The sequence below is a fragment of the Algoriphagus sp. CAU 1675 genome, assembly GCF_029222925.1.
In the GTDB taxonomy this organism is placed as follows: domain Bacteria; phylum Bacteroidota; class Bacteroidia; order Cytophagales; family Cyclobacteriaceae; genus Algoriphagus.
Window position 1 is genome coordinate 244,745 of record NZ_JARHUI010000003.1, and the last position, 24,575, is coordinate 269,319.

The 24,575-nt window shown below is 40.8% G+C and carries 24 protein-coding genes; 11 read left to right on the top strand and 13 right to left on the bottom strand.

What is annotated here, in order from left to right:
- Positions 1 to 285 precede the first annotated feature (285 nt).
- On the bottom strand, positions 286 to 3,414 hold the full coding sequence (locus tag P2G54_RS08165; protein WP_275869999.1) for a hypothetical protein: 3,129 nt from the start codon (positions 3,412 to 3,414) through the stop codon (positions 286 to 288).
- Between the two features lie 175 nt (positions 3,415 to 3,589).
- Here P2G54_RS08165 and P2G54_RS08170 point away from each other — a divergent pair, with 175 nt between their 5' ends.
- Positions 3,590 to 5,437, top strand: coding sequence for a M1 family metallopeptidase (locus tag P2G54_RS08170; RefSeq protein WP_275870001.1), 1,848 nt, complete (start codon positions 3,590 to 3,592; stop codon positions 5,435 to 5,437).
- A gap of 69 nt (positions 5,438 to 5,506) precedes the next feature.
- Here P2G54_RS08170 and P2G54_RS08175 read toward each other — a convergent pair whose 3' ends face one another.
- The gene (locus tag P2G54_RS08175) at positions 5,507 to 5,683 is read right to left on the bottom strand and encodes a histone H1 (protein ID WP_275870002.1); all 177 of its coding nucleotides are present in this window, start codon (positions 5,681 to 5,683) and stop codon (positions 5,507 to 5,509) included.
- A gap of 102 nt (positions 5,684 to 5,785) precedes the next feature.
- Positions 5,786 to 7,036, bottom strand: coding sequence for a pyridoxal phosphate-dependent aminotransferase family protein (locus P2G54_RS08180; RefSeq protein WP_275870004.1), 1,251 nt, complete (start codon positions 7,034 to 7,036; stop codon positions 5,786 to 5,788).
- A gap of 185 nt (positions 7,037 to 7,221) precedes the next feature.
- Between P2G54_RS08180 and accC the strand changes: the two genes are divergently transcribed.
- The 3 genes from accC to P2G54_RS08195 are packed head-to-tail and all read left to right on the top strand — an operon-like array spanning position 7,222 to position 10,589.
- Entirely contained in the window at positions 7,222 to 8,721 is a 1,500-nt protein-coding gene (gene accC / locus P2G54_RS08185; protein WP_275870006.1) for an acetyl-CoA carboxylase biotin carboxylase subunit, read from the top strand.
- A 1-nt stretch (position 8,722) separates the two neighbouring features.
- Complete coding sequence (locus P2G54_RS08190; RefSeq protein ID WP_275870007.1) at positions 8,723 to 10,021, top strand: DUF1015 domain-containing protein; 1,299 nt, start codon at positions 8,723 to 8,725, stop codon at positions 10,019 to 10,021.
- On the top strand, positions 10,002 to 10,589 hold the full coding sequence (locus P2G54_RS08195; RefSeq protein ID WP_275870009.1) for a Maf family nucleotide pyrophosphatase: 588 nt from the start codon (positions 10,002 to 10,004) through the stop codon (positions 10,587 to 10,589). The genes P2G54_RS08190 and P2G54_RS08195 overlap by 20 nt, the downstream gene beginning before the upstream one ends.
- 59 nt (positions 10,590 to 10,648) lie before the next feature.
- Here P2G54_RS08195 and P2G54_RS08200 read toward each other — a convergent pair whose 3' ends face one another.
- The 5 genes from P2G54_RS08200 to P2G54_RS08220 form a co-directional block, all read right to left on the bottom strand.
- Positions 10,649 to 11,668: a hypothetical protein gene (locus P2G54_RS08200; protein WP_275870011.1), complete on the bottom strand. Its 1,020-nt coding sequence runs from the start codon at positions 11,666 to 11,668 to the stop codon at positions 10,649 to 10,651.
- Between the two features lie 3 nt (positions 11,669 to 11,671).
- Positions 11,672 to 11,989 carry a DUF3817 domain-containing protein gene (locus P2G54_RS08205; RefSeq protein WP_275870012.1) on the bottom strand — a complete coding sequence of 106 codons (318 nt, stop codon included), beginning with the start codon at positions 11,987 to 11,989 and terminating at the stop codon, positions 11,672 to 11,674.
- Positions 11,986 to 12,564: a hypothetical protein gene (locus tag P2G54_RS08210; RefSeq protein ID WP_275870014.1), complete on the bottom strand. Its 579-nt coding sequence runs from the start codon at positions 12,562 to 12,564 to the stop codon at positions 11,986 to 11,988. The genes P2G54_RS08205 and P2G54_RS08210 overlap by 4 nt, the downstream gene beginning before the upstream one ends.
- 79 nt (positions 12,565 to 12,643) lie before the next feature.
- A complete protein-coding gene (locus P2G54_RS08215) occupies positions 12,644 to 13,171 on the bottom strand; it encodes an acyl-CoA thioesterase (RefSeq protein WP_275870016.1) in 528 nt (175 codons plus the stop codon).
- Positions 13,172 to 13,304: 133 nt separating this feature from the next.
- Positions 13,305 to 13,967, bottom strand: coding sequence for a protein-L-isoaspartate(D-aspartate) O-methyltransferase (locus tag P2G54_RS08220; protein WP_275870017.1), 663 nt, complete (start codon positions 13,965 to 13,967; stop codon positions 13,305 to 13,307).
- A gap of 104 nt (positions 13,968 to 14,071) precedes the next feature.
- Here P2G54_RS08220 and P2G54_RS08225 point away from each other — a divergent pair, with 104 nt between their 5' ends.
- The gene (locus P2G54_RS08225) at positions 14,072 to 14,668 is read left to right on the top strand and encodes a riboflavin synthase (RefSeq protein ID WP_275870019.1); all 597 of its coding nucleotides are present in this window, start codon (positions 14,072 to 14,074) and stop codon (positions 14,666 to 14,668) included.
- A gap of 12 nt (positions 14,669 to 14,680) precedes the next feature.
- Here P2G54_RS08225 and P2G54_RS08230 read toward each other — a convergent pair whose 3' ends face one another.
- The 3 genes from P2G54_RS08230 to P2G54_RS08240 form a co-directional block, all read right to left on the bottom strand.
- Positions 14,681 to 15,769 (bottom strand): formylglycine-generating enzyme family protein, encoded by a 1,089-nt coding sequence (locus P2G54_RS08230; RefSeq protein ID WP_275870020.1) that lies wholly within the window; start codon positions 15,767 to 15,769, stop codon positions 14,681 to 14,683.
- A 136-nt stretch (positions 15,770 to 15,905) separates the two neighbouring features.
- Positions 15,906 to 16,457, bottom strand: a complete 552-nt coding sequence (locus tag P2G54_RS08235) for a ferritin (RefSeq protein ID WP_275870022.1) — start codon at positions 16,455 to 16,457, stop codon at positions 15,906 to 15,908.
- 92 nt (positions 16,458 to 16,549) lie between these two features.
- Positions 16,550 to 17,896, bottom strand: coding sequence for a M28 family metallopeptidase (locus tag P2G54_RS08240; protein WP_275870024.1), 1,347 nt, complete (start codon positions 17,894 to 17,896; stop codon positions 16,550 to 16,552).
- A gap of 66 nt (positions 17,897 to 17,962) precedes the next feature.
- On the opposite strand from P2G54_RS08240, the gene P2G54_RS08245 reads away from it, so the two are divergent.
- From P2G54_RS08245 to P2G54_RS08260, 4 genes are all read left to right on the top strand, one after another.
- The gene (locus P2G54_RS08245) at positions 17,963 to 18,478 is read left to right on the top strand and encodes a DinB family protein (RefSeq protein WP_275870026.1); all 516 of its coding nucleotides are present in this window, start codon (positions 17,963 to 17,965) and stop codon (positions 18,476 to 18,478) included.
- 5 nt (positions 18,479 to 18,483) lie between these two features.
- Positions 18,484 to 19,278 (top strand): PhzF family phenazine biosynthesis isomerase, encoded by a 795-nt coding sequence (locus P2G54_RS08250; RefSeq protein ID WP_275870028.1) that lies wholly within the window; start codon positions 18,484 to 18,486, stop codon positions 19,276 to 19,278.
- Positions 19,279 to 19,284: 6 nt separating this feature from the next.
- The gene (locus tag P2G54_RS08255) at positions 19,285 to 19,986 is read left to right on the top strand and encodes a potassium channel family protein (RefSeq protein ID WP_275870030.1); all 702 of its coding nucleotides are present in this window, start codon (positions 19,285 to 19,287) and stop codon (positions 19,984 to 19,986) included.
- A gap of 71 nt (positions 19,987 to 20,057) precedes the next feature.
- Positions 20,058 to 21,536, top strand: a complete 1,479-nt coding sequence (locus P2G54_RS08260) for a carboxypeptidase (RefSeq protein WP_275870032.1) — start codon at positions 20,058 to 20,060, stop codon at positions 21,534 to 21,536.
- 82 nt (positions 21,537 to 21,618) lie between these two features.
- Here the strand turns inward: P2G54_RS08260 and P2G54_RS08265 are convergent, their stop codons facing one another.
- Positions 21,619 to 22,497 (bottom strand): glutamate--tRNA ligase family protein, encoded by an 879-nt coding sequence (locus P2G54_RS08265; RefSeq protein ID WP_275870034.1) that lies wholly within the window; start codon positions 22,495 to 22,497, stop codon positions 21,619 to 21,621.
- A gap of 37 nt (positions 22,498 to 22,534) precedes the next feature.
- Between P2G54_RS08265 and P2G54_RS08270 the strand changes: the two genes are divergently transcribed.
- Both P2G54_RS08270 and P2G54_RS08275 read left to right on the top strand, forming a co-directional pair.
- A complete protein-coding gene (locus P2G54_RS08270) occupies positions 22,535 to 23,206 on the top strand; it encodes a DUF6503 family protein (protein WP_275870036.1) in 672 nt (223 codons plus the stop codon).
- Between the two features lie 82 nt (positions 23,207 to 23,288).
- A complete protein-coding gene (locus P2G54_RS08275; RefSeq protein ID WP_275870038.1) occupies positions 23,289 to 24,023 on the top strand; it encodes a carboxypeptidase-like regulatory domain-containing protein in 735 nt (244 codons plus the stop codon).
- Here P2G54_RS08275 and P2G54_RS08280 read toward each other — a convergent pair.
- Complete coding sequence (locus P2G54_RS08280; protein WP_275870040.1) at positions 24,020 to 24,526, bottom strand: DUF4442 domain-containing protein; 507 nt, start codon at positions 24,524 to 24,526, stop codon at positions 24,020 to 24,022. The genes P2G54_RS08275 and P2G54_RS08280 overlap by 4 nt on opposite strands.
- Positions 24,527 to 24,575: the final 49 nt, after the last annotated feature.

A 24,575-nucleotide genomic window follows, 5' to 3' on the forward strand; every position in this document is an offset into this window, starting at 1 on the left:
GATGAGCGGACCTTAGAAATATTACTTGTTTTTAATGGCATAGCGTGAACCACCAAGTGGCTTGTTCTGTCATGGTTTTATCCTTTCGTCATTACATAATATTCTCGGCAATCTGACTTTAGGTATAGGTCATTGGGCATTAATTGAATTTGTCTGATTTTTAAGATTTGATTTTGAACCAAAGAGGGGAAAGGGATCACTTTGTAACTAAAAATAAAAAGAGACCGATCCTTAAAGAATCGGTCTCTATCAATGGCAGAGATCTACCACTTTATTTCATTTGAATTAATCTTTCTTTACTCCCTCGAATAGATCAACTGGAGTGTTTTTTACTTTTTCTTCAAAAGCTTTCCAATCTCCATTCATAAATTCTTTGAGCACGGCAATTGATTCATCTGCTGCTTCTTTTGCATGCTGGTACATTCTTTCTTCTGTAGCTCCAGGAGCCAAATAGGAAGAACTAGCATAACGTCTTGGTGCAAAGAGCATGGTCATGGTAGTTGGATAAAGGTTTCTAACGATTCCCTGACCTTCACGGGTTGGGCCGTTGAAAGCTTCTCTTACTTTGTCCAGTTTTTTCTTAATGTCTTTGGCTGCAGCGCTCAGGGATTTTGCCTCTTCTGAATCTAGGTCTTTGGTCATTGCCAGCACCTTGTCAATGGTTTTCTGAGCTTCATCCATTTGGTTAGTAGCATTGGTTACTTCAGATTGAAGCCCTTCCAGCTTTTTGGAGAAGTCTTCCCTAGCTTTCAGGTTGGCAAGTTGAACTTCAATTCTTGGATCTGCATATACATTGATACTCGTCTCAGACTTTTCATCCCCATACACAAATTCAACTTTGTAAGTACCTGGTAGTGCATCGCCTCCACTAGGCTCGAAGAATCCGTTTCTACGACCTCTGTTACCTCCGGTGTTTTCGGCTGTAGACTTTCTGTCAAGTCCCCAGTTGATTCGGTTTACACCTTTAACAGGAACAGTTTTCAGAGTTCTGATCTGCTCACCTGCTTCATTGTAAATGTTAACGGTTACGGTGTCAAATTTTTCTTTGTTATCATTGAGGATAAAGCTTAATCTTCCCCCAAATTCCCTGTTTTCGGCAGCATATTTTCCATTGGCAGGGAAACGTTCACCATGTGGTTGCTGGATTTCAGCCTGATAAGCATCTGGTGCGGCTACTGCGGTAATTTTAGCCTCTGGAGCTTTTCCTCCATTGGCTGCAAATACTCTCAATGGGCGAATGTCATCCAATACCCACATGGATCTGCCGAATGTTCCGATCACCAAGTCGGCTTCTCTTTCTTGAATGGTCATATCATAAGTAGATACTGCCTTAGGATAACCATGCTCCCATTTGTTCCAGGTTTTTGCCTTATCAAAGGAAACGTACAGCCCAAATTCAGTTCCTAAGAATACCAGATTAGGTTCTTCGGTGTCTTGCTTGATAGAAAGAGTGTAGCCCCAAACTTTGCTATCATCTGCTATTCGGGTGAAACTTTTTCCGAAGTCTTTGCTATGATAAGCATATGCACTGAAATCGTTGTTTCTATAATTGTTGGCAATCACCCAAACTTCAGCTGCATCATATTTAGATGCTTGGATTTGAGGGATCCAACTAGCCTTTGGAAGACCTGTCAATTTGTTGTTGACGTTGGCCCAAGTTTTTCCTCCGTCTCTTGTCACCTGAAGGTTTCCATCATCCGTACCAACCCAGATCACATTTGGGTCCACTGGGCTTGGTGCAATTGCTAAAATGGTAGTATGGTTTTCAGCACCTGTGATGTCGAAGGTCAATCCACCTGTCTGCTGCTGCCTCTGTTTGGTAGAGTCATTGGTAGTAAGATCCGGGGAAATTATTTCCCAGGTTTCCCCATTGTCAGTTGATTTGTGCAGGAATTGAGATCCGTAATAAATGGTATTGGCATCATGTGGGTCTTGTGCAAGCGCCGCATTCCAGTTGAATCTCAAGAATACATCCTTGTCAGGATGTGTGGGTTTGATAAATCTGTTATGACCGGTCAGCTTATCAAATCTCGAAAGGTTTCCTGCCTGAGACATGGTGTAGCCATAGCGGGAATTGCTTGGGTGGGGAGAAACGTCAAAACCGTCACCGAAGGAAACTTCCTGCCAATAGGTGTTTCTGATACCGTCTCTTCTCCAAACATAAGCTGGACCAGTCCAAGAACCGTTGTCTTGCATACCACCATAGATATTGTACGGGATTTCATTGTCTACATTGACATGGTAAAACTGTCCTACAGGTAGGTTTTCGGCAAAATACCAGGTCTTCCCACCGTCTCTGGAAATATTCAAACCTCCATCATTTCCATCAATAAGGAAGTTTGGATCATTTGGGTTTATGTAGAAAGCATGGTGATCAGGGTGAACTCCCTCGTATTGTAGAATTTGGGTAAAGGATTTACCACCATCTTCTGTCATTCCAACCCTTGAATACAGGGTATAAACTCTGTTGTCATTTTTAGGATCCGCATAGATCTCGAAATAATAGAATGGTCTGTCCCCGATTTCAGGTTTGCTGTTGACCATTGTAAAATTATTTCCCCCATCTTCAGAAACGTAAAGTGCATTTTTAGAGGATTCTACCAATGCATAAATTTTGTCACTGTTGGAATTTGAAATCGCAAGCCCCATTCTTCCCAAATCACCTTTTGGCAAGCCGTTTTTATCATCTAGCTTTTTCCAGTTTTCGCCTCCATCATAGGTCACATAGAGTCCTGAAGAGGAGCCTCCTGATTCAAAAAACCAGGGATAGCGTCTGTGCTGCCACATGTTGACAAAGATCTTATTAGGGTTGTTTGGGTCCATAATCATTTCGCCAACTCCAGTCTTGGTATCGATGTAAAGGATTTTTTCCCAGGTTTTTCCTCCATCTGTGGTTTTATACAAACCTCTGTCTTCCTGTTCACCCCAAGGAGATCCAATTGCACCCACAAAAACAGTGTTTGGATCATCCGGATGAACAATGATTCTGTGGATTGCACGTGTTTTTTCCAATCCCATCAACTCCCAAGTTTTTCCAGCATCCAAGGATCTGTAAACACCATATCCCATATTTAGGGAGTTTCTAGGGTTACCTTCTCCGGTTCCTACCCAGATGATGTTGGGGTTTTTCTGATAAATGGAAATAGATCCGATTGAGTGTACTTTTTGGTCATCAAAAATTGGTTCCCAGGTAATTCCCCCTGAGGTTGATTTCCAAAGACCTCCTGATGCTGAACCAGCATAAATTATACTTGGGTCATCATCTACTGCATCAATGGCTGTGATTCTGCCGCTCATCCCAGCAGGTCCCACATTCCTGGTTTTCATGGATTTAAACAAATCCATGTCGACCTGCTGCGCCTGGACACCAAGTCCCATGCAAGCCACCAAAATGAAAATGTAGAGTTTTTTCATAAAGTTATATTTGATTATAAGGTTAAATAAGTAAAAAGTAGAAATTATGAGGATGAATTTTATTCAAGCGGAAGAGAAACTAGCTGAACCTTCATCTACGCGATGCCTTGAAATTTGATTGATGGTTTGGGGGCTGATTTCTTTTTCTTTTTCTTTAGTAAAAATTATTAAACCCATGAGATATAAAGTAATGAAGCCTATAAAAGGGCTTTTTCTTTGCTTGTTACTGGCCTTTGGAGCAAATGCTCAAACTGGCCGGTTTCAACAAGCTGTTGATTATCAGATGGATGTCCAAATGGATGTCAACACAAATCAGTATACCGGGACCCAGACCCTAAAGTATACCAACAATTCTCCGGATACTTTAACCCGGGTATTCTATCATTTGTATTACAATGCATTTCAGCCCGGAAGTATGATGGATGTTCGGTCAAGAACTATTTCCGACCCTGATAGGAGAGTGGGAGATCGGATTTCCAAATTGACCCCTGAGGAAATAGGATATCTTCATGTTCGAAATTTGAAAATGAATGGTAAGGAAGTCAAATTCAATGAAGTGGAAACAATTCTTGAAGTTGAGCTTTCAGAACCGATCTTGCCTAACTCTGAGGCAACTTTCACCTTGGAGTTTGACGGTCAGGTTCCTATTCAAATCAGACGTTCTGGAAGAGATTCTGAGGAAGGTGTTCGTTATTCCATGTCCCAGTGGTATCCTAAAATGGCCAATTATGATGAGCAGGGTTGGCATGCCAATCCTTACATCGGTAGGGAGTTTTATGGAATTTGGGGAGATTTTGATGTGAAAATCACCATTGACAAGGATTATACAATCGGTGGTACAGGTTATTTGCAAAACCCTAACGAAATAGGACACGGATATGAGGATGAAGGCGTCAAAGTGCCAAACCCAAAAGGCAATACACTAACCTGGCATTTTAAAGCTCCTATGGTTCATGATTTTATGTGGGGTGCAGATCCTAAGTATCAGCATGATAAAATCCAGATGGACAATGGAATTACGGTTCACCACTTCTTTATTCCGGGAGAAAAAACTTCAGAAAATTGGGAAAAGCTAAAAGAATATACACCAAAGGCAATTAGCTATATGTCGGAGCATTTTGGTCAATATCCTTACAAGCAATTTTCTGTGGTACAAGGCGGAGACGGTGGAATGGAATATGCCATGTCTACTTTGATCACAGGAGAAAGGAACCTGAATAGTTTGGTGGGTGTGATGGTTCATGAATTGGCACATAGCTGGTTCCATGGAGTTTTGGCAAGTAATGAGTCTTTATATCCTTGGATGGATGAAGGATTTACCAGCTATGCCTCTAGCTTAACAATGGCTTCCATTATGCCACGAGGAAATGGAGGAAACGTACACGCGGGATCCTATCGTGGTTATTCTAGCTTGGCGAAATCCGGCTTGGAAGAGCCTATGTCAACTCATTCAGATCATTATCATACAAATAGAGCTTATAGTTCTGCGGCTTATGCCAAAGGAGCTGTATTTATGGAACAAATGGGATATGTGATTGGAGCTGAAGTTAGGGATAGAGCTTTGTTGCGTTATTTCAACACATGGAAGTTTAAGCATCCAAATGTCAATGATTTGATTCGAATCATGGAAAAAGAAAGTGGTCTTGAACTGGATTGGTACAAGGAGTACTTTGTCTATGGAACAAAGACTATAGATTATGGAATAAAGGATGTGGTTGAAAATGGCGACTCCACGACTATTACATTTGAGCGTTTAGGTTTAATGCCAATGCCTTTGGATGTGGTTATTACTTATCAGGATGGAAGCCAGGAACAGCTTTATATGCCTTTGGTAATCATGAGAGGTGAAAAAGCAAACGAAGCTGGATTACCTGCTAGAATATTGACTGAAGATTGGCCTTGGACTAATTTGACTAAGACGGTTTCGATTCCTAGAAAAAAATCTACAATCAAATCCATAGAAATTGATCCATCTGGAAGGATGGCAGATTTGGAAAGAGAAAACAATAAAGTGGAGTTTTAAGGCTCCACTTTCAAATAAAGACAAATAAATAAAAAAGGTGGCCTAAGCCACCTTTTTTATTTTTTGGTATCAACCAGCATTCTTTTTATCCTGAACTTCCTTACGGATGTCCTGTGCTAGGTTTTTCAAATCTTGCATTCCCTTTCTTACTCTGGTTCCAGCAGCTTGGTTACCTTTTTCATAAAATTTTTCGAAATCGGCTTCAAGGCCCATTACAAGATCTTTAACTTCACTAAATCTGCTCATAGTAAAAGTGTGTTTTTTAGGTTGATGATAAGTTTATTTTGACTCAATATAGCCCAAATACTTCCTATTTCAACTCTGAGGGCATTTTTTTTGAAAAAATTTTTATTCTCCAAAAGAAATTGCGATCTCAGAATTTTTGTAATACCCACTGGTCAGTTTCTCTTTGATCGCTGCAAAAGCCTGTATGGTCTCTTCAACGTCAGCCAACGTGTGAACTGCTGTAGGGATCAACCTCAAGATAATCATACCTTTAGGTACTACTGGGTAAATCACTACCGAACAGAAGATATTGTAATTTTCTCTCAGGTCATGGGATAGTGCAGCAGCTTCTCCAACCGTACCGTTCAATACAACAGGAGTAACTGGAGAATTTGATTTTCCGGTGCTAAATCCGTTTTTATGTAGGCCGTCTCTGAGGGCATTTACGATTTTCCAAAGATTTGCCTTGAGTTCAGGCTGGGTTTTCAATAGCTCTAGACGTTTCAATGCACCTTCAACCAAAAGCATTGGAAGAGATTTTGCGAAGATTTGAGAACGCATGTTGAACCTCAAGTAGTAGATTACTTTTTCCTCACCTGCGATGAAGGCTCCGATGGAAGCCATGGATTTTGCAAATGTTGAGAAATAAAGGTCAACACCTTCAATTACTCCTTGCTCTTCATGGGTACCGGCACCGGTCTTACCCATAGTACCGAATCCGTGAGCGTCATCTACAAGAAGTCTGAATTCAAACTTCTTCTTTAATTCTACAATCTCCTTTAGTTTTCCTTGGTCACCGGTCATCCCGAATACACCTTCAGTTATAAAGAGAATTCCTCCTCCAGTCTCGGCTGCAAGTTTTGTTGCTCTTTCTAATTGCTTTTCAGCATTTTCGATGTCATTGTGTGGGTATACATATCGCTTACCCATGTGCATGCGCAAGGCATCGATAATACAAGCATGACATTCAGAGTCATATACCACTACGTCTTTTCTGTCCAATAAGGCATCGATCACAGACATGATCCCCTGGTACCCGTAGTTAAGAAGGTAAGCTTTTTCTTTTCCTACAAAACTTGCCAACTCATCTTCCAGTTTCTCGTGAAGAGAGGTTTGTCCAGACATCATTCTGGCACCCATAGGGTAGGCAGCTCCCCACTTGGCAGCGGCTTCTGCGTCAGTTTTTCTTACTTCAGGGTGATTGGCAAGACCGAGGTAATTGTTTAATGACCAAGTCAATACTTCTCTTCCCTGAAACCTCATTCGTGGGGCGATTTCACCTTCGAGTTTTGGGAACATGTAATAGCCGTCAGAAAACTGGGAATGTTTGCCCAAAGGGCCTAGATTCGTGTGAAGTTTAGCAAATAGATCCAAAGCTTAATGTTTTAAAGTGATTAAGATTTTCCTGCATTTCTTTCTGAAAATCGGCCAAAAATAAAACTTAATTACCTACCAAGCAAAAATCCCTACAGCAGACCAAGCATTATTAACATACATCAAATTTATTTCCGTATTTAGTTATCAATAATTAGTGAAGCCCAAATTAACGATTAGAGAAAATGCCTAAAATCAAAAAACTTTTAGTAGCCAATAGGGGGGAAATTACCTTGAGGATTATGAGGACCGCAAGAGAAATGGGAATCCAAACTGTGGCTGTTTACAGTGAAGCGGACCGACTTTCCCCTCATGTCAAATTCGCTGATGAAGCAGTTTGTCTTGGCCCGCCTCCTTCAAGCGAATCTTATTTGTTGGGTGATAAGATAATTGAGGTTTGTAAGAATCTCGGTGTGGATGCCATCCATCCAGGTTATGGTTTTTTGTCTGAAAACGCGGATTTTGCTCGGAAAGTAACCGAGGCAGGAATAATTTTCGTGGGACCTTCCCCGGAGGCCATTGAAGTGATGGGGAGTAAACTGGCTGCAAAACAGGCTGTTGCCAAATATGATATTCCTTTGGTGCCCGGTACCGAGGAAGCTATTTCTGATATTTCTGCTGCAAAAATAAAAGCAGCTGAAATCGGTTACCCAATTTTGATTAAAGCCAGTGCAGGAGGAGGAGGTAAAGGGATGAGGATTGTGGAATCTTCAGATGAATTTGAGGAACAGATGCAGCGAGCTGTTTCTGAGGCCCAATCGGCCTTTGGTGACGGTGCTGTTTTCATTGAAAAATTCATCACTTCACCACGACATATTGAAATACAGGTATTGGGAGACCAACAAGGAAATATAGTTTATCTTTTTGAAAGGGAATGTTCCATCCAGCGAAGACACCAAAAAGTGATTGAGGAAGCTCCCTCTGCGGTTGTTTCTGAAGATATGCGAAAAGCCATGGGAGAGGCGGCAGTCGGAGTTGCAAAAGCCTGTAATTATTATGGTGCAGGTACAGTAGAATTCATCGTCGATGAGAACCTAAACTTTTACTTCTTGGAGATGAATACCCGTCTTCAGGTTGAGCATCCTGTGACGGAAATGATAACCGGAAAAGATTTGGTAAGGGAACAGATTCTGATTGCCGAAGGTAATAAATTGTCTTTTTCCCAGGAGGATTTGCAGATCAACGGCCATTCTATAGAAGTTAGGGTTTATGCCGAAGACCCTTCCAATAATTTCCTGCCCGATATTGGAAAGCTGATTACCTACCAGAGGCCTCAAGGACCTGGAATTCGTGTGGATGATGGATTTGAGGAAGGTATGGATATTCCTATTTACTATGATCCAATGATAGCCAAATTGATCACCCATGGAGAAAACAGAGGTGCAGCAATTGATCGGATGATCCGTGCTATTGATGAGTATCAGATCACCGGAATCCAAACAACCCTCGATTTTTGCAAATTTGCACTAACTCATGAAGCCTTTACTTCAGGAAATTTTGACACCAAGTTTGTAGAAAGGTATTTTACTCCGGAGCTATTGAAGCCAAGTATTAGCTCAGAAGAAGAGGAGCTATTGGCAGCTTTGGCAATTGAGTTCTTGCTTTCCCAGAAAGGCAAGTCCAGTTCAACTGCTTCCACCTCAACTCCTGTGACTAATTCCTCTTGGAGAAATAGGTTAAAATAAAATGGCAGAAATACTACCCCTGCGCGCATGGAGGTATTCGGCGGAGCTTGGTGGAAGAATAGAAGAACTGACTTCTCCTTTGTTTGATGTGGTATCCAAAAGGCAAAGGGAGTCCCTCTATCAAAATCCGCTGAATAGCATCCATTTATCCTTTCCCCGTGGTTCCAATTCTGTATCCATTGCATCCCGAATCCTTCAAAAATGGAAAGATTCCGGAGTTATTATTCAGGATTCCCTTCCGGGGATCTATGTATACTACCAATATTTTCGCTTGCCTGGTGAAAAGCAGGAGAGATGCAGAAAAGGCTTTATTGCTCAAATCAAGGCCTATTCTTGGGAGGAAAATCAAATTCTCCGACATGAGAACACCCTGGTCTCTGCAGTTGATGAGAGAATTGAATTATTGAAAAGTAGTGGGATTCAAGCTAGTCCAACGCATGGGCTCTATGAAGATCCGGACCTGATTCTTGAAAAATATATGGATTCGGCCATTGCTTCGCCTATTTATGACTTGGAAGATTATCAAGGTGTTAGAGAGGTACTTGCGGTGATTCATGATGCTGAGGTGATTTCGCTTTTTCTTGATGTTCTGAGAGAAAAGAGGATCGTTTTGGCAGATGGTCACCACCGCTTGGAAGCCTCCATAGCTCATCGGGAAGCCATGAAAGGAAGCTATCCTGATAAAGAATGGAAAGCCCATGATTTTCATCTTATGTATCTGACCAATGTCCAGGATAATCATCTGAAAATTCTACCAACTCATAGGCTGTATCGGGGATTGGAACTTGAACCTCAGGAATTTTTTAAAAAACTGGATGATTGGTTTTGGATAAAGAATTTGCCTGATCCAGAGGAATTGGGCAGTTATACTTGGACCAAACCTTGGGCATTTGGGCTGATTTTAGGAGAAAGGAGTTATTTTCTTCAGTTGAAAGAAGAAAAGTGGAGAAAATTGGATAAGGCAATTCCAGAAGTTCTTCGTAGTCTGGATTTGGTAGTATTGCATGAGGTCCTTTTTAATCGGATTCTTGGAATAGAGCCGGAACAGCAGAGAAACTCAGAAAAAATTCAATACGAAAGAAATTTTGCCCGATGTCTTGGAGAAGTGAGAGATGGTAAAGCCGATTTTGCTGTGATTACCAGGGAACTGGAGATGGATCAAGTGATGCAAGTATGTAAGTCCGGGTATTTAATGCCACAAAAATCTACGTATTTTTATCCCAAAGCGCTGGGAGGATTACTCTTTGCAAGTATTATTCAGGAAGAATTTGATTTTGATTATGGAGTCTTTTTTAAGTAAACTGAAAGGTAAGAAAATCATCTTAGGCTCAAACTCGCCTAGAAGACAGGATCTATTGAAAGGATTGGAGGTAGAATTCGAAATAAAAGTCAATCCTGTGGATGAAAGCATACCCTCTGATATGCCAGCAGACTATGTAGCTGCCTATTTATCAAAGTTGAAAGCGGAGTCCTACCCGGAGGAGCTTGCAGAAAATGAAATTCTCATTACTTCAGATACTGTAGTGATTCTGGATGGCCATATTTTGGGAAAACCAAATTCAGAACAGGAGGCTTTTGATATGATCAAAAGCCTTTCCGGTACGAGCCATACTGTCATGACAGCTGTGACTATAATGGACAGGTTGAAAAGGATTACACTGGAAGATGAAACAACAGTCACTTTTCGATTTTTGGAAGAAGAAGAAATCTGGCATTACGTACGGGAGTACAAGCCTTTTGACAAAGCCGGAGCTTATGGAATTCAGGAATGGATCGGTTTTGTTGGAGTCAGCAGAATTGAAGGGTCTTATTTTAATGTCATGGGTTTTCCCCTTCATTTGGTATATGAGCAATTGAAAAAGTGGTAGGTACTATTTAAGGGCCCACTGGATAATCATCTCCTTCAGGAAAGGAAGAAAAAGTAGTTTTATTTCAAAAGCTGCTCCAGACTGACTCTGAGGATTTGTCCCATGTTTTGACAGGACATGAATTTTTGATTTTTATAATGACGGGCCAGTTCTTTTCGAAGGCTGTTTACATTTTCAAACGGTGCAATTTCGTCTTCCTCCATCGCTTCCAGAATGGACTCTATTTCATAATGGGAGGACTTGAATCTGGTTGCAATCAATGCCCGTTCTTCTCTTTGGTACTGACGCATGGACTCGGGAGTGATGTATTTCATCCCTAATTCTATCAGGATATTGTTTTCTTTGAAGTATTGGGGAAGGTAAATGGATTTTTTTCCCTCATAGGATTGCTGGTCAAAGTCTATGGCTCTGATGCGATAGTGCGTTTCCTCAAAATCCGGGGTAACATCTATCACGAAATTGGAAGAATGCATGTCTCCAAGTAACCTCACAAAACAGCGCTCATTGAACTTGACAAATTCCTTTGCCAATCGAATGGGATTCAAATGTGGGTCCTGCATATGGAGACGCATGAATTTATCCCCGGGAATCCCAGCGATATGCTCCTCGATCAGGGTGTTTTGATGTACTAAATAGCTGATTCTGTTGGGTGATAGAAGGTGTTCCAGTTCCAACCCATAGACCCGGGAAGCATCCGCATTTTTGATATAGAAATAATCAAAGTTATCGTTGATCCGGTTTACAATTCGTACCCGAAAGGGCTGGGTATTTCCATAAATACAAAGGTCAATTCTGTCTACATAGAGATGCTCCATGACAGACATATCCCCACCCGCTTTCAGCAAGGCATAGATTTTTTTGACATTCAGATGAATTTCTTCTCTATCACTTTGCTCATAAAAAACCGTCTCCCAAAGGGTGTCCTGATCTTTGGAATCATAGAGAGCTATGGAATTGGAATAGCGCAATAATTCATGATAGTGGATAGGAATATCCACCTCTCTTGAATACTTGACGAGATAGCGCCTAAGGCCGGCATTAATAGGAAAAACTTTCTTTTTCTTACTAATCAATGCCATTTTTTAAAAATCTACGTGTTGGGATTTTTTCAGATTCCTGTCAAAAATAAATGGACCAAAAGGTAAAACGGATGCAATCAAAGCAAAGAGGGTTCTGCTGAAATTCCAATTTAACTTTGAAGCTGTGGGAAAGACCGTGTAAATATAAAGGATAAACAGGATTCCATGAGCCCATCCTACAACAGTCACTGCCATAGGTTGGTCCATTACATATTTTAATGGCATGGCTATAAATAGCAAAACCAAAAATGAAGTGCCTTCAATAAGGCTAATCCACTTGAAGCGTTTTGCCCAAGTGCTTTGTTCGGGTGAAAGACTCATTTTTTCTGAGAAATATTAAATAAAACTCTTAAGGAGTCCCAAAGCTTCTTTTTCAGAATTTGATCCTCTGATATGGTGCTTAGGGAATCGGCAAATAGGTATTCGGTTTCTTCCTCTGTAAGACTTTCGTAGGGGGTAGAAACCAAAGCATTGATAGGGTGGTTGATAGTTCCAAATTTCAACACAACATGGGCGTTGATAGCCTTGAATTCCTCCATGGATCGACCTTCAAGTTCTTTGGAGTTAAGCATACCCACTTCATTCATGGAGTGACCAACTGCATTGATGATTTTGACGAGCATCTCCATTACAGCAGGAGCAAGGGAATCTTCCTCATGAAGAATTAGGATTCCTTTTTTAAAGCTTCCTCTTACAGGAATTGGTTCCTTCTGTACAGTTAATTCTATCTGCTCTTCTTTTTCTGTATGATATTTTTCAGTGTTGGGTTCCTTTACAGAGCTGGAATCCAATGGGTTTTGGGAGACTTTGGTGGATAAATCACTGATCTCTTCTTCCACCAGAAAAAGCTCTTCTTTAAGGATGTATTGGAGTTGATTGAGGCTGCTTTCTTCCATAACAGAAAATTGATGAAAAATAAATATCAAGCCAAAAAAAGTGGGGACTTTGTCAAAGCCCCCATTCTAATTTTCTTGATTATTTATCGACGTCTAAATTGAAAATGGATTTCAATTCCACTGCTTCTTCAGGTTTCATTCGCTTGGCAAGCACCAGTCTAAGTTGTCTACGTCTTAAGGCCCCTTCAAATAGTTCGATTTCTTCTTCTGTTTCGGGAACTACTTCAGGAACCTCGATCGGTTTCCCATTTTGGTCCACAGCAACAAAAGTGAAAAATGCGCGGTGTGTGGTAGTCTTTTTATTTGCTGGTATATCTTCTGCGGTCACTTCAATAAAAACTTCCATGGAAGAGTTGAATGCCCTAGTTACTTTAGCAGTAAGTGTTACCACATTTCCCAAAGCAATGGGCTGCTTAAAGGAAATGCTGTCTGCTGATGCCGTTACCACAATTCGATTGGAGTGTTTTTGAGCAGCAATGGCGGCCACTACGTCCAACCAATGCATCAATCGTCCTCCCATCAGGTTGTTCAGTGTATTGGTGTCGTTTGGTAGCACCATCTCTGTCATGATGGTGGCGGATTCCCTTGCAAATTTCTTCTTACTCATAGATGTAATTTTGGACAAAAATAGAAATATTATTTGGGTTAAAAATTATTGATGGCTTATATCAAAATTTTATTTTGATAAAATGGGTATTGCATTTTTTTAAATCAATTTGGAGTCTCCTTTGTGTATGATCTTATTTCCAACCGTCTTTTCCCAAAAGAGGGACAAACGCAAATCCCTGAAATTCTTCCCGTATAATTTCATTTGCAGATTTTTTACTGATCTTGAGCATGCTTTGACTTTTTCTGTCCCCAACCGGAATGACGAGAATTCCGCCTATTTTCAACTGATTGATCAATGCATCTGGAACTACAGGAGCACCTGCCGTTACAATGATTTTGTCATAGGGAGCAAACTGAGGAATTCCCACTGTACCGTCTCCATAAAATAGCTTCGTTTCAATTCCAAGTCTTTTTAGGAAACGCTGTGTGCCTTCGAAAAGCTTTTTCTGATATTCAATGCTATAGACTTCTGCTCCCAGCAGGTGCAGTATACTGGCTTGATATCCTGAGCCTGTTCCTATTTCCAACACCTTGTCTCCGGGATGAATATCCAGAAGTTCCGTTTGAAATGCCACGGTGTAGGGTTGGGAAATGGTTTGTCCTTCCCCTATAGGAAAAGCCTTGTCTTCATAAGCATGGGAAATCAAAGCTGAGTCAAAGAAAAAATGGCGGGGTAAAGTATTGATGGCTTCTAAAACTCTTTCGCTCTTAATTCCTTTGGCCCTCAATTCAGCAACCAATGCTCTTCGTTTTCCTTTATGCAAATAGGTGTCTTCTAATTTCAGTAGGGGCATGGATGATTCAAATTGTTTCGAAGATAACCGATTATTTGGCTTAATTTTAAACCCGAAAAGGCAATTTTTGCTTACTCATTGAAAGCTTGGAAAATATAATATTCATGTTTACAGGAATAATAGAAACTTTTGGAACCATCAAAAAAATTACCCAGGATGGGAGCAATTTTCACTTTGATTTGGAGTCAAATTTGGCTCAGGAATTAAAAATTGACCAGTCACTGGCCCATGATGGAGTCTGCCTGACTGTGGTAGCTTGTGATTCAGTTTCTTATCGGGTAACCGCTATCGATGAAACGATCAAAAAAACCAATCTGTCAAGATGGGCTGTAGGAAAGAAAGTAAACCTGGAACGCTGCATGCCTGCCAATGGAAGATTTGACGGTCATATTGTACAAGGGCATGTGGATCAAACCGGGATGGTCAAGAATATTTCAGATCAGGATGGATCTTGGATTTTTGATTTTGAATATGATCCTTCCTTGGGAAATGTTACGGTGGAAAAAGGTTCCATAACTATCAACGGGACAAGCTTAACTTGTTTCAATTCAGGGCCTGGAAGATTTTCTGTTGCTATTATTCCTTATACTTACGAGCATACAAACTTCCACCAATTGAAAGTTGGAGATTTGGTGAATCTGGAATTTGACATTGTTGGCAAGTATATCCAGAGGATAATCAAAGGATATCCCACTTCTTAAGAAATCAGGATCTTATTTTAATCCAAGAGTCTTCTGATCTACGTCTTTTACAAGCCTGAAGCCCACATTGGAGGTTCCTGAATCAAAAGCCTGTCCCTGTCTCGCAGAGGGTCTGTAATTGACGCAATAATTAGCTGCGCAGAGAAAGGATCCTCCTTTTATTACCCTTTCTTGAGCATAAGGATTGTCAGGATTGTAGCATGGGTTCATACCAGCATCAAGTTTGGGGGCTTGTCCTGCTATTCTTGCATATTTGAGGGCATCATACCAGTCACTGGTCAATTCCCACACGTTACCGATCATGTCATATAGTCCAAAGGTGTTGGGAGCAAAGGATTGAACAGGGGAGGTTCCAATAAATCCGTCTTGCCCTAGGTTTTCGTGGGGAAATGTACCTTGAAAAGTATTGGCCAAATATTGTCCATTAGGAGTGAGTTCATCTCCCCAAGCAAAACGCTTTCCGTTCATTCCGCCTCGAGCAGCAAACTCCCATTCAATTTCGGAAGGAAGTCTTTTGCCTGCCCATTGAGCATAAGCTTCTGCATCTTCAAAGGCAATATGTACTACAGGGTGGTTTTCTTTTCCTATCAAGTCGCTATCAGGTCCTTCAGGATGTCTCCAGGATGCACCATTGACCCAGGACCACCAGAGGGAGATGTCTCTGGTAGGAACAGGAAAAGGAGGAGGGGTGAATACCATAGATCCTGGAACTAAGACAGAATCGTCAGGTTTAGGAGTACCCGGAGGGAGTTGTTTTTTCAGTTCTTCCCAATCGATTTCCCTCTCTGCTACAGTGATGTAACCTGTTTCTTTTACAAATTCCGCAAACTCTGCATTGGTTACCTCATGGGCATCCATCCAAAATCCTTTGACTTTGAGCTGTACTGCCGGTTTCTCCGCTTCATAGGCATCGGCATCATTGGTTCCCATGACAAAATCTCCTCCCGGAATCCATACCATACCTTCAGGTTTGTCCTTGGGGGCAGGGGCAGTGTTGATGGATAACTCTTCTTGTTGGGTTTTAATCGGACTTGTCTTAGTACATGAAGTCATTAATAAAAGACCCGCAGCAAAATAAGCAAGTGAATTCAAGGTATTCATGGGTTTAAGAGGGTTTGCCCGAAAATAATCAAAATTCAGAGAATGGTTTTTAGGAATCTTGCTAAAGGTGAAATACATCGATTAAGAAACAAAAAAAGCGGCTATTTGCCGCTTTTTTTAAGGTAAATGCAAGTTATTAGGCTTCACCATCACCAGCATGGGCTGCGGCGTTTAATTTGCCCAATTCTTGGTCGATAGTCCAAAGACCAATTCCTTCTTCTCCGATAATGTCAAATAATTCCAAAGCTCTTCTGGACATGGTTTCTTCCTCTCTTTGCTCGGTTACATACCACTGCATGAAGCTAAAAGTAGCAAAATCCTTTACTCCAAAGGCATGATCAACTATGTTGTTGATAGATTTGGTGACTTGAATTTCATGTTCCAAAATCAATTCAAATAATTCTCTAAGAGAGTTGAAATGATGTCTAATTCCAGTGATTTCGGGCTGAATGGCATGACCTCCTGCCTCGTTGACATAACGAAAGATTTTCATCATATGCATTCTTTCCTCATCCGCATGGGTATAAAGGTAATTGGCTGCATTTTCATAGCCCATTTTATGACACCAAGATGCCATAGATAGATAGTAGGCGGAGGATTTACCTTCCATTTCTATCTGTTTGTTTAGAAGTTTCTCTGTGTCCTCTAATAGAGACCGTTGTAATGTGACTATTTCTTTGGATTTCATATCGTATTCGGTTTCTTGATTTAACTAAATATAGCTGATGATGTTGCCAAAACCTCCGATTTGGGAAAATTTGGAATTGATTTAATTAAATCTCAACGGCTCAACGGGGTGGGGAATACAGCTAAGCTTTCGGCTCCGGATTCGGATACTGCCTGAACAGCAAAGAAATAGTTGTCTTTGGAATAAGGAATAGTCAGGGTAGTATCCGTTGTCCAGAATTTCTGTTCCCACATTGGAGAGGATGTTTCTCTCATTAGGACATAATACCCTTTTACCTTTCCGATTTTCGGAGCTTTCCATACAAGGATTGAGTGATTGCTTAATCCTCTTACATCTATCTGCACTTCTTCAGGAAGACTAGGGGAATTTGCCAAGCTTGCCAAAGACGCCAAGTTGACAGAGGATACCTTTCTCAGGTATTCGTAATCCATAAACTCAGGCAAATCTCCGTATTGAATTCCATTTTCAACCCGAACATTTTCATGTTGGTGGTAGAAGTTTTCATTCATTTCGGAAAGTCTCACTGCAGTAAAACCATTTCGAGCAAAGGCAGTTTGATCACCGCCTCTTAGAAATCTGTCTGCTCGGTAGATCAATTTAATTTCAAACTGATCTACATAGCGTTCTCCAACTTCTTTGATATATCTGGCCAACTGTCTTGACTTGGAGTCGTTTTCTGAGCCGGTATACCTCCTTAAAGAAGCCTCTCGCTCTGTTTCGGCAACGGGGATGGTTTCTGAGAATACTCTCATTTTTAAATTGTCCTTAATCAATGTACCGGAGGATTCACTGTTTCCTATGATATCATTGTTGAGAACGGCTTGAATGTTCCAACCTTCTTCCTTGGCCTTGACGGACATATAGGTGGCACCTTTTAGGCCCTGTTCTTCACCGGTAAAGGCAACGAAAACGATTGTTGCAGGAAATTCTCTGGAAGCCATTACTCTAGCCAGTTCTATTACAGCAGCCGTACCGCTACCATCGTCATTTGCACCCGGAGCAATACCATCCTTATCCATGACATTTTTGTTTCTGGAATCCATATGGGCTGAAAGGACAAAGATTCTGTCATCACTGGGATCCGTACCTTTTAGAGTTGCAAAGACATTTGCAGCCGGGGAATCATTTTCAATTCTTCTTCCATCTGAAGGAATGATAAATTCTTCAATTTTGGCTATCATTCTTCCGTTTGACTTTTTAGCAAAGCTTTCAAACTTAGAGAGCACATACTGTTGAGCGGCAATCATCCCGTTTGTGGAATTGGTGTTTAGGGTATGTCTGCTTTCAAAAGCAGCAAGATCCCGAACATATTGTTCCAAAGAATCCGAAGATACTTCAGTGACCATTTGTTGGATATCCGGGTTTCTGATGATAATGGTTTGGGAAAAGGCGCTGACAGATGCCAAACCCAATAAAAGAGTGAATAAAGTTTTAGACATGATAGGGTAAGAATTATGCTTGGCTTAAATTTATCCCAAAGGAATTACAATCAAATCAAATTTTATATGAACACCTTCAATCTTCCACTTAAAGAGGATTATCCTGCATATTATTCGACTTACGTTGATAAGGTGAGTGGTGAGAATTTCTCTGAATTGATTCTAAAACAAATCGAAGAGCTTACCCAATTGTTTGATTCCAAACCAAAGGAATGGGCAGATTTTGTCTATGAAGAGGGAAAATGGTCTCCAAAAGAGGTTTTGGGCCATATTACTGATACCGATAGAATCATGACTTTTAGAGCTTTGTGCTTTGCTCGGGGAGAGGAGGCAGCTCTTCCAGGCTTTGACCAGAATGAATATGTGGTCAAAGGGAAATTTGGTGCAGTACCTATTGATTTACTGGTGGCTGATTTTATAGCCCAAAGAAAAGCGCTTTTGACTTTGATTCAAACCCTGTCTGAGGATGTTTTGGATAATGTGGGCAATGGAAATGGAAAACCTATCACACCTAGGGCACTATTCTGGATTATACCAGGACATTTTGCCCATCATATGGAAATATTGAAAACCCGATACTAAAAGCCATGAAAATCGAGATCGGTGTTGTTGATGCGTTTACAGATAGACCGTTTTCTGGAAATCCCGCTGCAGTTTGTTTATTGGAGCAGGAACTGAATTCGGATTTGATGCAGTCCATAGCTATGGAGATGAATTTGAGTGAAACTGCATTTGTACAGAAGACAGAACAACCGGGGAATTTTAATCTTCGGTGGTTTACGCCAACTTTGGAAATTGACCTTTGCGGGCATGCAACCCTGGCTTCCTCTTATTGGATGATCCAAAACGGATGGGCTCAGGAAGGAGAATTGATCAGCTTTCAAACCCGTAGTGGGGAATTGAGGGTGAAAAGCGAGGGAGATTTTCTGGAAATGAACTTCCCTTTACTTCCGACTTATCATGATCAGCATCCTTATTTCAAAGAAGAGCTTTTTGGAAAAAAAATCATACAAGCCGCACAACTGAAGCGGAACTGGATTTTTGAGTTGGAAGATCAGAAAGCGGTGGAAAGCTTGGTTCCTGATTTTGCTCAAATAGCAGCCCATAGTGAGGAAGGGTTTATTATAACCGCAATAGGAAATAGGGGTTTTGATATTGCATCTCGGTTTTTCGGACCAAACGTGGGTGTAAATGAAGATCCTGTAACCGGCTTTGCCCATTGTGCCTTAATGGATTATTGGAACCAAAAGACCGGAAAAACTCAACTTAGAGCCTATCAGGCAAGCAAACGGGGAGGCATTCTTTTGTTGGAAAAACATGATGATCGGGTGATCTTAAAGGGCAAGGCTGTTGCGGTTTTGAGGGGAACTTTGGAGATTTAGATTAGAATGGAACAGGAGGAAAAAATAAGAAAACCAAGAATAGTCCGGCTTTATAAGCACTTTGCAAATTATTGGTTGACTGATGCCAGCTTCGGACTGCAGCTCTTGATTTTGATATTCACAGCCTTTGCTCTTCCTATTTTGATAGAGTATGGGCATGTGGAGATGCTATTCGTGAACTTGGTTTTCCTCTTTCTCTTTTTTACAGGTATTTTTTCGGCCCGGGAACGATTTCTGATTTTCCTTACTTCCGGATTGTTTTTTACCCAATTGGGCTTAAGATTACTTCGATTCAGTGATCTTCCAGTTGAGTTTTACCTCATGGAAAGAATAGTAGGTATTCTCAATATGTCTGTATTTATATTTCTGAATATCAGGCTTTTATTTCGAGATAATGAAGTAAACGTTTATAGAGTAATTGGTGCTATAAATGTGTATTTGTCCCTCGCTATTTTGGGAGCCTTTGTTTTTGAAATCATTCATTTGAATATAGGCTCCAGTATTGCCGGGGAACTCGTTTTAAGTGGCATCGATGAGGATTTTTCCAACTATATGTACTTCTCCTTGGTCTCTCTTACTACAGTCGGCTTTGGGGATTTATATCCCGCCAATATTATGTCCAAGATGCTAGCTGGTTTTCTTTCAACTGTGGGAATTCTTTATCCAGCAGTCGTTATAGCCAGGCTTGTAGGTAGCACAAGGAAGTAAGATTTCCGCTGGTGTAAAAGCGTCTGGAAATTGGAATTTTGGATACTAGCTTTCTTTAAAATCATTGAACTATGAGAAAATTAACTCTTTCTATTATCCTGTTGCTTTGCGTAGGAATGCTACAGGCACAGGAAACACGGAAACTACCTGTAGAAACTAAGGTAGAAACCAGTAATGAGGTGACCATCAAAGGCAAGAGAGTGCCTTATAAGGCCACAGCTGGTACTCAACCTGTCTGGGACGACAAGGGTGAACCCATTGCTTCTTTATTTTACACCTATTATGAAAGGACGGATGTGTCTGATAAGGCAAAAAGGCCTTTGGTAATTTCGTTTAACGGTGGACCAGGCTCGGCTTCTATTTGGATGCATTTGGCCTACACAGGCCCTGTTTTGCTGAATATTGATGATGAAGGATATCCAGTTCAGCCTTATGGAACACGTTCCAATCCCCATTCTATTTTGGACGTAGCAGATATAGTATATGTAGATCCGGTAAATACGGGCTATTCCCGGATTCTGAATCCGGAAACTCCACGGTCAACCTTTTTCGGAATAAACTCTGATATCAAATACCTGGCAGATTGGGTTAATACTTTTGTGACCCGTTCGAATCGTTGGGCTTCTCCAAAATATTTGATTGGTGAAAGCTACGGTACCACTCGCGTGGCAGGCTTGGTTTCCCAGTTGCAAAATGCGCATTGGATGTATTTCAATGGGGTGATATTGGTTTCTCCGACTGATATGGGTATTGACAGGGGAGGTCCGGTGAAAATGGCCAATTACCTACCTTATTATGCTGCAACAGCTTGGTATCATAAGCAGCTTCCATCGGATTTGCAAGCGAAGGACCTAGATGAAATCCTTCCAGAAGTTGAGGAATATACCCTGAATGTAGTCTTGCCTGCTATGGTAAAAGGAGGAAGCCTTTCTGACTCAGAAAGAGATGCCATAGCTACTCAAATGGCCCGTTACTCCGGGCTTAAAAAAGAAGCTTTTCTTAATCATAATCTGATGGTTCCTACAAGCTTTTTCTGGAAGGAATTGCTTCGTGAGGAAGGCTTGACTATTGGTCGATTGGATAGCCGTTACCGTGGATTTGATAGAATGGAAGCTGGTGATCGTTATGATTTCGACCCGGCATTGACAAGCTGGAATCATGCTTTTGCTCCGGCATTCAATCATTACGCAAAGAATGTATTGAAATTCAATACAGACCTTACTTATAATCTATTTGGACCTGTTCACCCTTGGGATAGATCAAATGAATCTACAGGATATGATTTAGGGACAGCCATGCGGCAAAACCCTTATTTGCACTTGATGGTTCAGTCTGGATATTTTGATGGAGGAACGGATTTCTTCAATGCAAAATATAGCCTATGGCATATCGACCCTGCAGGAAAAATGAAAGACAGAATCCAATTTAAGGGCTATAGATCTGGTCATATGATGTATTTGCGAGCTGAGGATCTAGAAACATCAAATGAAGATATTCGTCAGTTCATCCAAAAATCAATGGTAGCTCCTAATACTCCTGCCAAGTATTAAAAATCAACTTATAAAAAGATGAAAGGCCGGAAATTCCGGCCTTTTTTATGTTATCGATTTCTCCAAAAGAAAGTCTCTATTTTTATAGAAATGAATTTTTAAACTGACTGAAATCCTGGATTGGTTCTGGAATTCCGGCCATTTCCCCTAGTAACTTAAAAATATCTGAAAGCTTTTTTCCCTCCTTGATCAGGTATTGGAGAGAGGTAGCTCCATCTGATTTCGAAAGTTTTTTCTTTCCCGGACCTTTTAAGAGCTGATGATGGTAAAAGGTGATGTTTTTGAATTTCTGCCCTTCTCCTAAAATCTCAGCCAAATGGACTTGAGCGAGAGAGGAACTGAACAAATCTTTGCCCCTTACAATCAAATCCACTCCATAATGTAGATCATCTACGACGGAACAAAGCTGGTAGGAGGGCATACCGTCCTTTTTGCGAACTACGTAAAATGCTATGTCTTGGGGAAGTATATGGGATTCAATACGATCAGGGTAAGTTTTGATCGGAATCAAATCAGCTTCCAAAGTATTCATTCTCCAAGCCACATCTTTTTTGTCCAAGGAAATTCTTCTATCCACACAAAAACCCAAATAATTGCCTGATGAATCCAGCTGCTGGATTTTTTTTCGGGAACAGTCACAGGCAAAAAGCAAACCTGAATGCCGAAGTTTTTCGAGGGCCGATTCATATTCAGGTATTCTATGGCTTTGAGACCATGCATCCTCAAATTCTTCCAAGGAATTCGGACCCAAATCGTACTTTATTTCAAGAAAATCCAAGCTTTCGAAAATATCCTGAACATATTCTTTCCGGTATCGCTCTCTGTCCAAATCATCAATTCTGAGTAGTATTTTACTATTATGTTTTTCTGCAAGAGCTTTGGTAAGGAGAAAATTGAAAGCATTTCCTAAATGAAGGAACCCACTGGGAGTGGGAGCTAACCGGGTAAGTTTGAATTCCATTCCGCCAAATTACTTAGATTGGAAAAAAAATCAGCCTATGCAATCAAGCTACTTTTATTTTGTGATTTGTCTTTTGGCCTTTTCTTGTAATTCTATTTCAGGCTCCAAGCCAAAAACCGGAAGGGAGTTGATTTTGAAATCAATCGAATATCATGATCCTACAAATAATTGGAGTCACTTGAAAGCCACCTTGGTGATCCAGGACAGTCTTCCTCCCGGTCGAGATTCCCGTTTTTACGAGGTTTTTTTGGACAACTCCAATTCCAAAATGGGGTATAAAATCAATGGTCTAAGTTATGAAGTCATTCAGGATTCCCTGATACAAATTGTAGGTGAAATAGAAGAGGAGAGGGCATTGAGGATGAGGAATTATTATACTTATTTGTGGGGACTACCGATGAAATTGATGGATGCGGGGACTGTAATAGAGGATAGTATCCGTCATGAGATTCTTGGGGGTAAAGAGTATTTGGTGGCTCGGGTGCCTTATGACAAGGATACTTGGTATTTTTATATCAATCCCGAAAATTTCAGAATGGAGGCTTATAAGTTCTTCCAGGATGAAGCCAACCTAGTAGGAGAGATCATCTATCTCCAAAAGGAAATTGAATTTAATTCGCTTAGGATACCAGCTCAAAGGACATGGTACAGGACTGAGAAACCTGAATTTTTGGGCACTGATATACTTCTTGAGGTCCGTGGTAATTGATTAAGCTTTTTTAATAGATGGCTTAAGCTTCTTTAACTTTTCCCAGAGTAGTAAAGATGGGATTGGAGGTATCTTTGACCCGATGAAATTTCGCATCCTGCTTATCCTTTTTCTTTTTAGTGCCACATGGGTTTATGCACAAAGAACTTATTCTGGTAATGTGCTCGATTCTTCAGATAAGCGTTATTTGGAAGGTGTTGAGGTAAAGGTCAAAAACTCCGAAATCTCTTCCTTTACCAATACAAGGGGGTATTTCAATTTAAAAGGAGTAATAGGGGATACACTGCTTGTCAGTTTTCCAGGTTTTATCTCACAAGAGATTTTATTGAGCGATGAAACTTTTCTGTTAATCAGTCTGCAGGATAGGGCCAGATTTTTACCCACATTTGAGGTGAAGGCCGAGCCAATGGCCTTTAGGTTTAAGGATGGGAGATTGGTACTAGTTGATCCTGACGAAGAAAAATCACCTTCTAGAAAAGGAGAAGTATTGGCTGGACCGAATACAAGTAACCCAAATGGGGGATATGCCATCTCTGGACCTATTTCTTATTTCACAAAAAAGGCCAAACAAGCCAGGGAATATGAGAAAAAGAAGATTTGGAATACCCGTAGGGAAGGGTATTATGCAGTTATTGAATCAGATTCAGTAAGGGAGCGAATCAAAGAAAGGTATGCTTTGGAGCAATCTGATTGGGATGAATTGGTCATTCGTTTCAATTTATTTCATCAGTCCCATGGGTTTCTTGACTGGCCTGAAAAGAAGGTTCTGACGAGTTTGGAAGAGTTTGTGCAAATCGAGAGAAGCCTTGGAGACTAAGCTTTCCTTTTAAAGGACCAAGTCACAAAAAATCTCCCAATCTCTTCTCCGGACTCATTTTTTCCACTGGAAATCAGGGTTAATTTTTCCGTGTCTCCAGGTTCCATCTTTTCCAAAAGCTCAAAAAGCTCTTTTCCCTGATCGCAGGTGAAGGTGATTTTTTGATTGGCTTTTTTATAGAATTCTGATCTAAACTCTACTACCAGCATACTAAATTGCCCCTTTCCTGCCATGGCCATTTGACATAAAGCTCCGGTGCTTAATTCCGCGGCCCCAGCCAATGCTGCAAAATAGATAGACTTAAAAGGGTTTTGTGTTTTCCAGGTAAAGGGGAGTGTTACTTGGCAAAGCCCGCTATTGAGGGTTTTTATTCGAATCCCCCAAAATACCACGCTAGGAAGCTTCAGTAGCATGGCTATTGAAAAATAGGTGGGATTAGTCATTTTAACCTGATAATCCAATGCTTCTTTGGATAAGTCAGAAAGCTGTTTTTTCCTTTCCATAATGTTAAATTTGGAGGAAAATACTAAAAAATGAAGGAAGAGATTAATG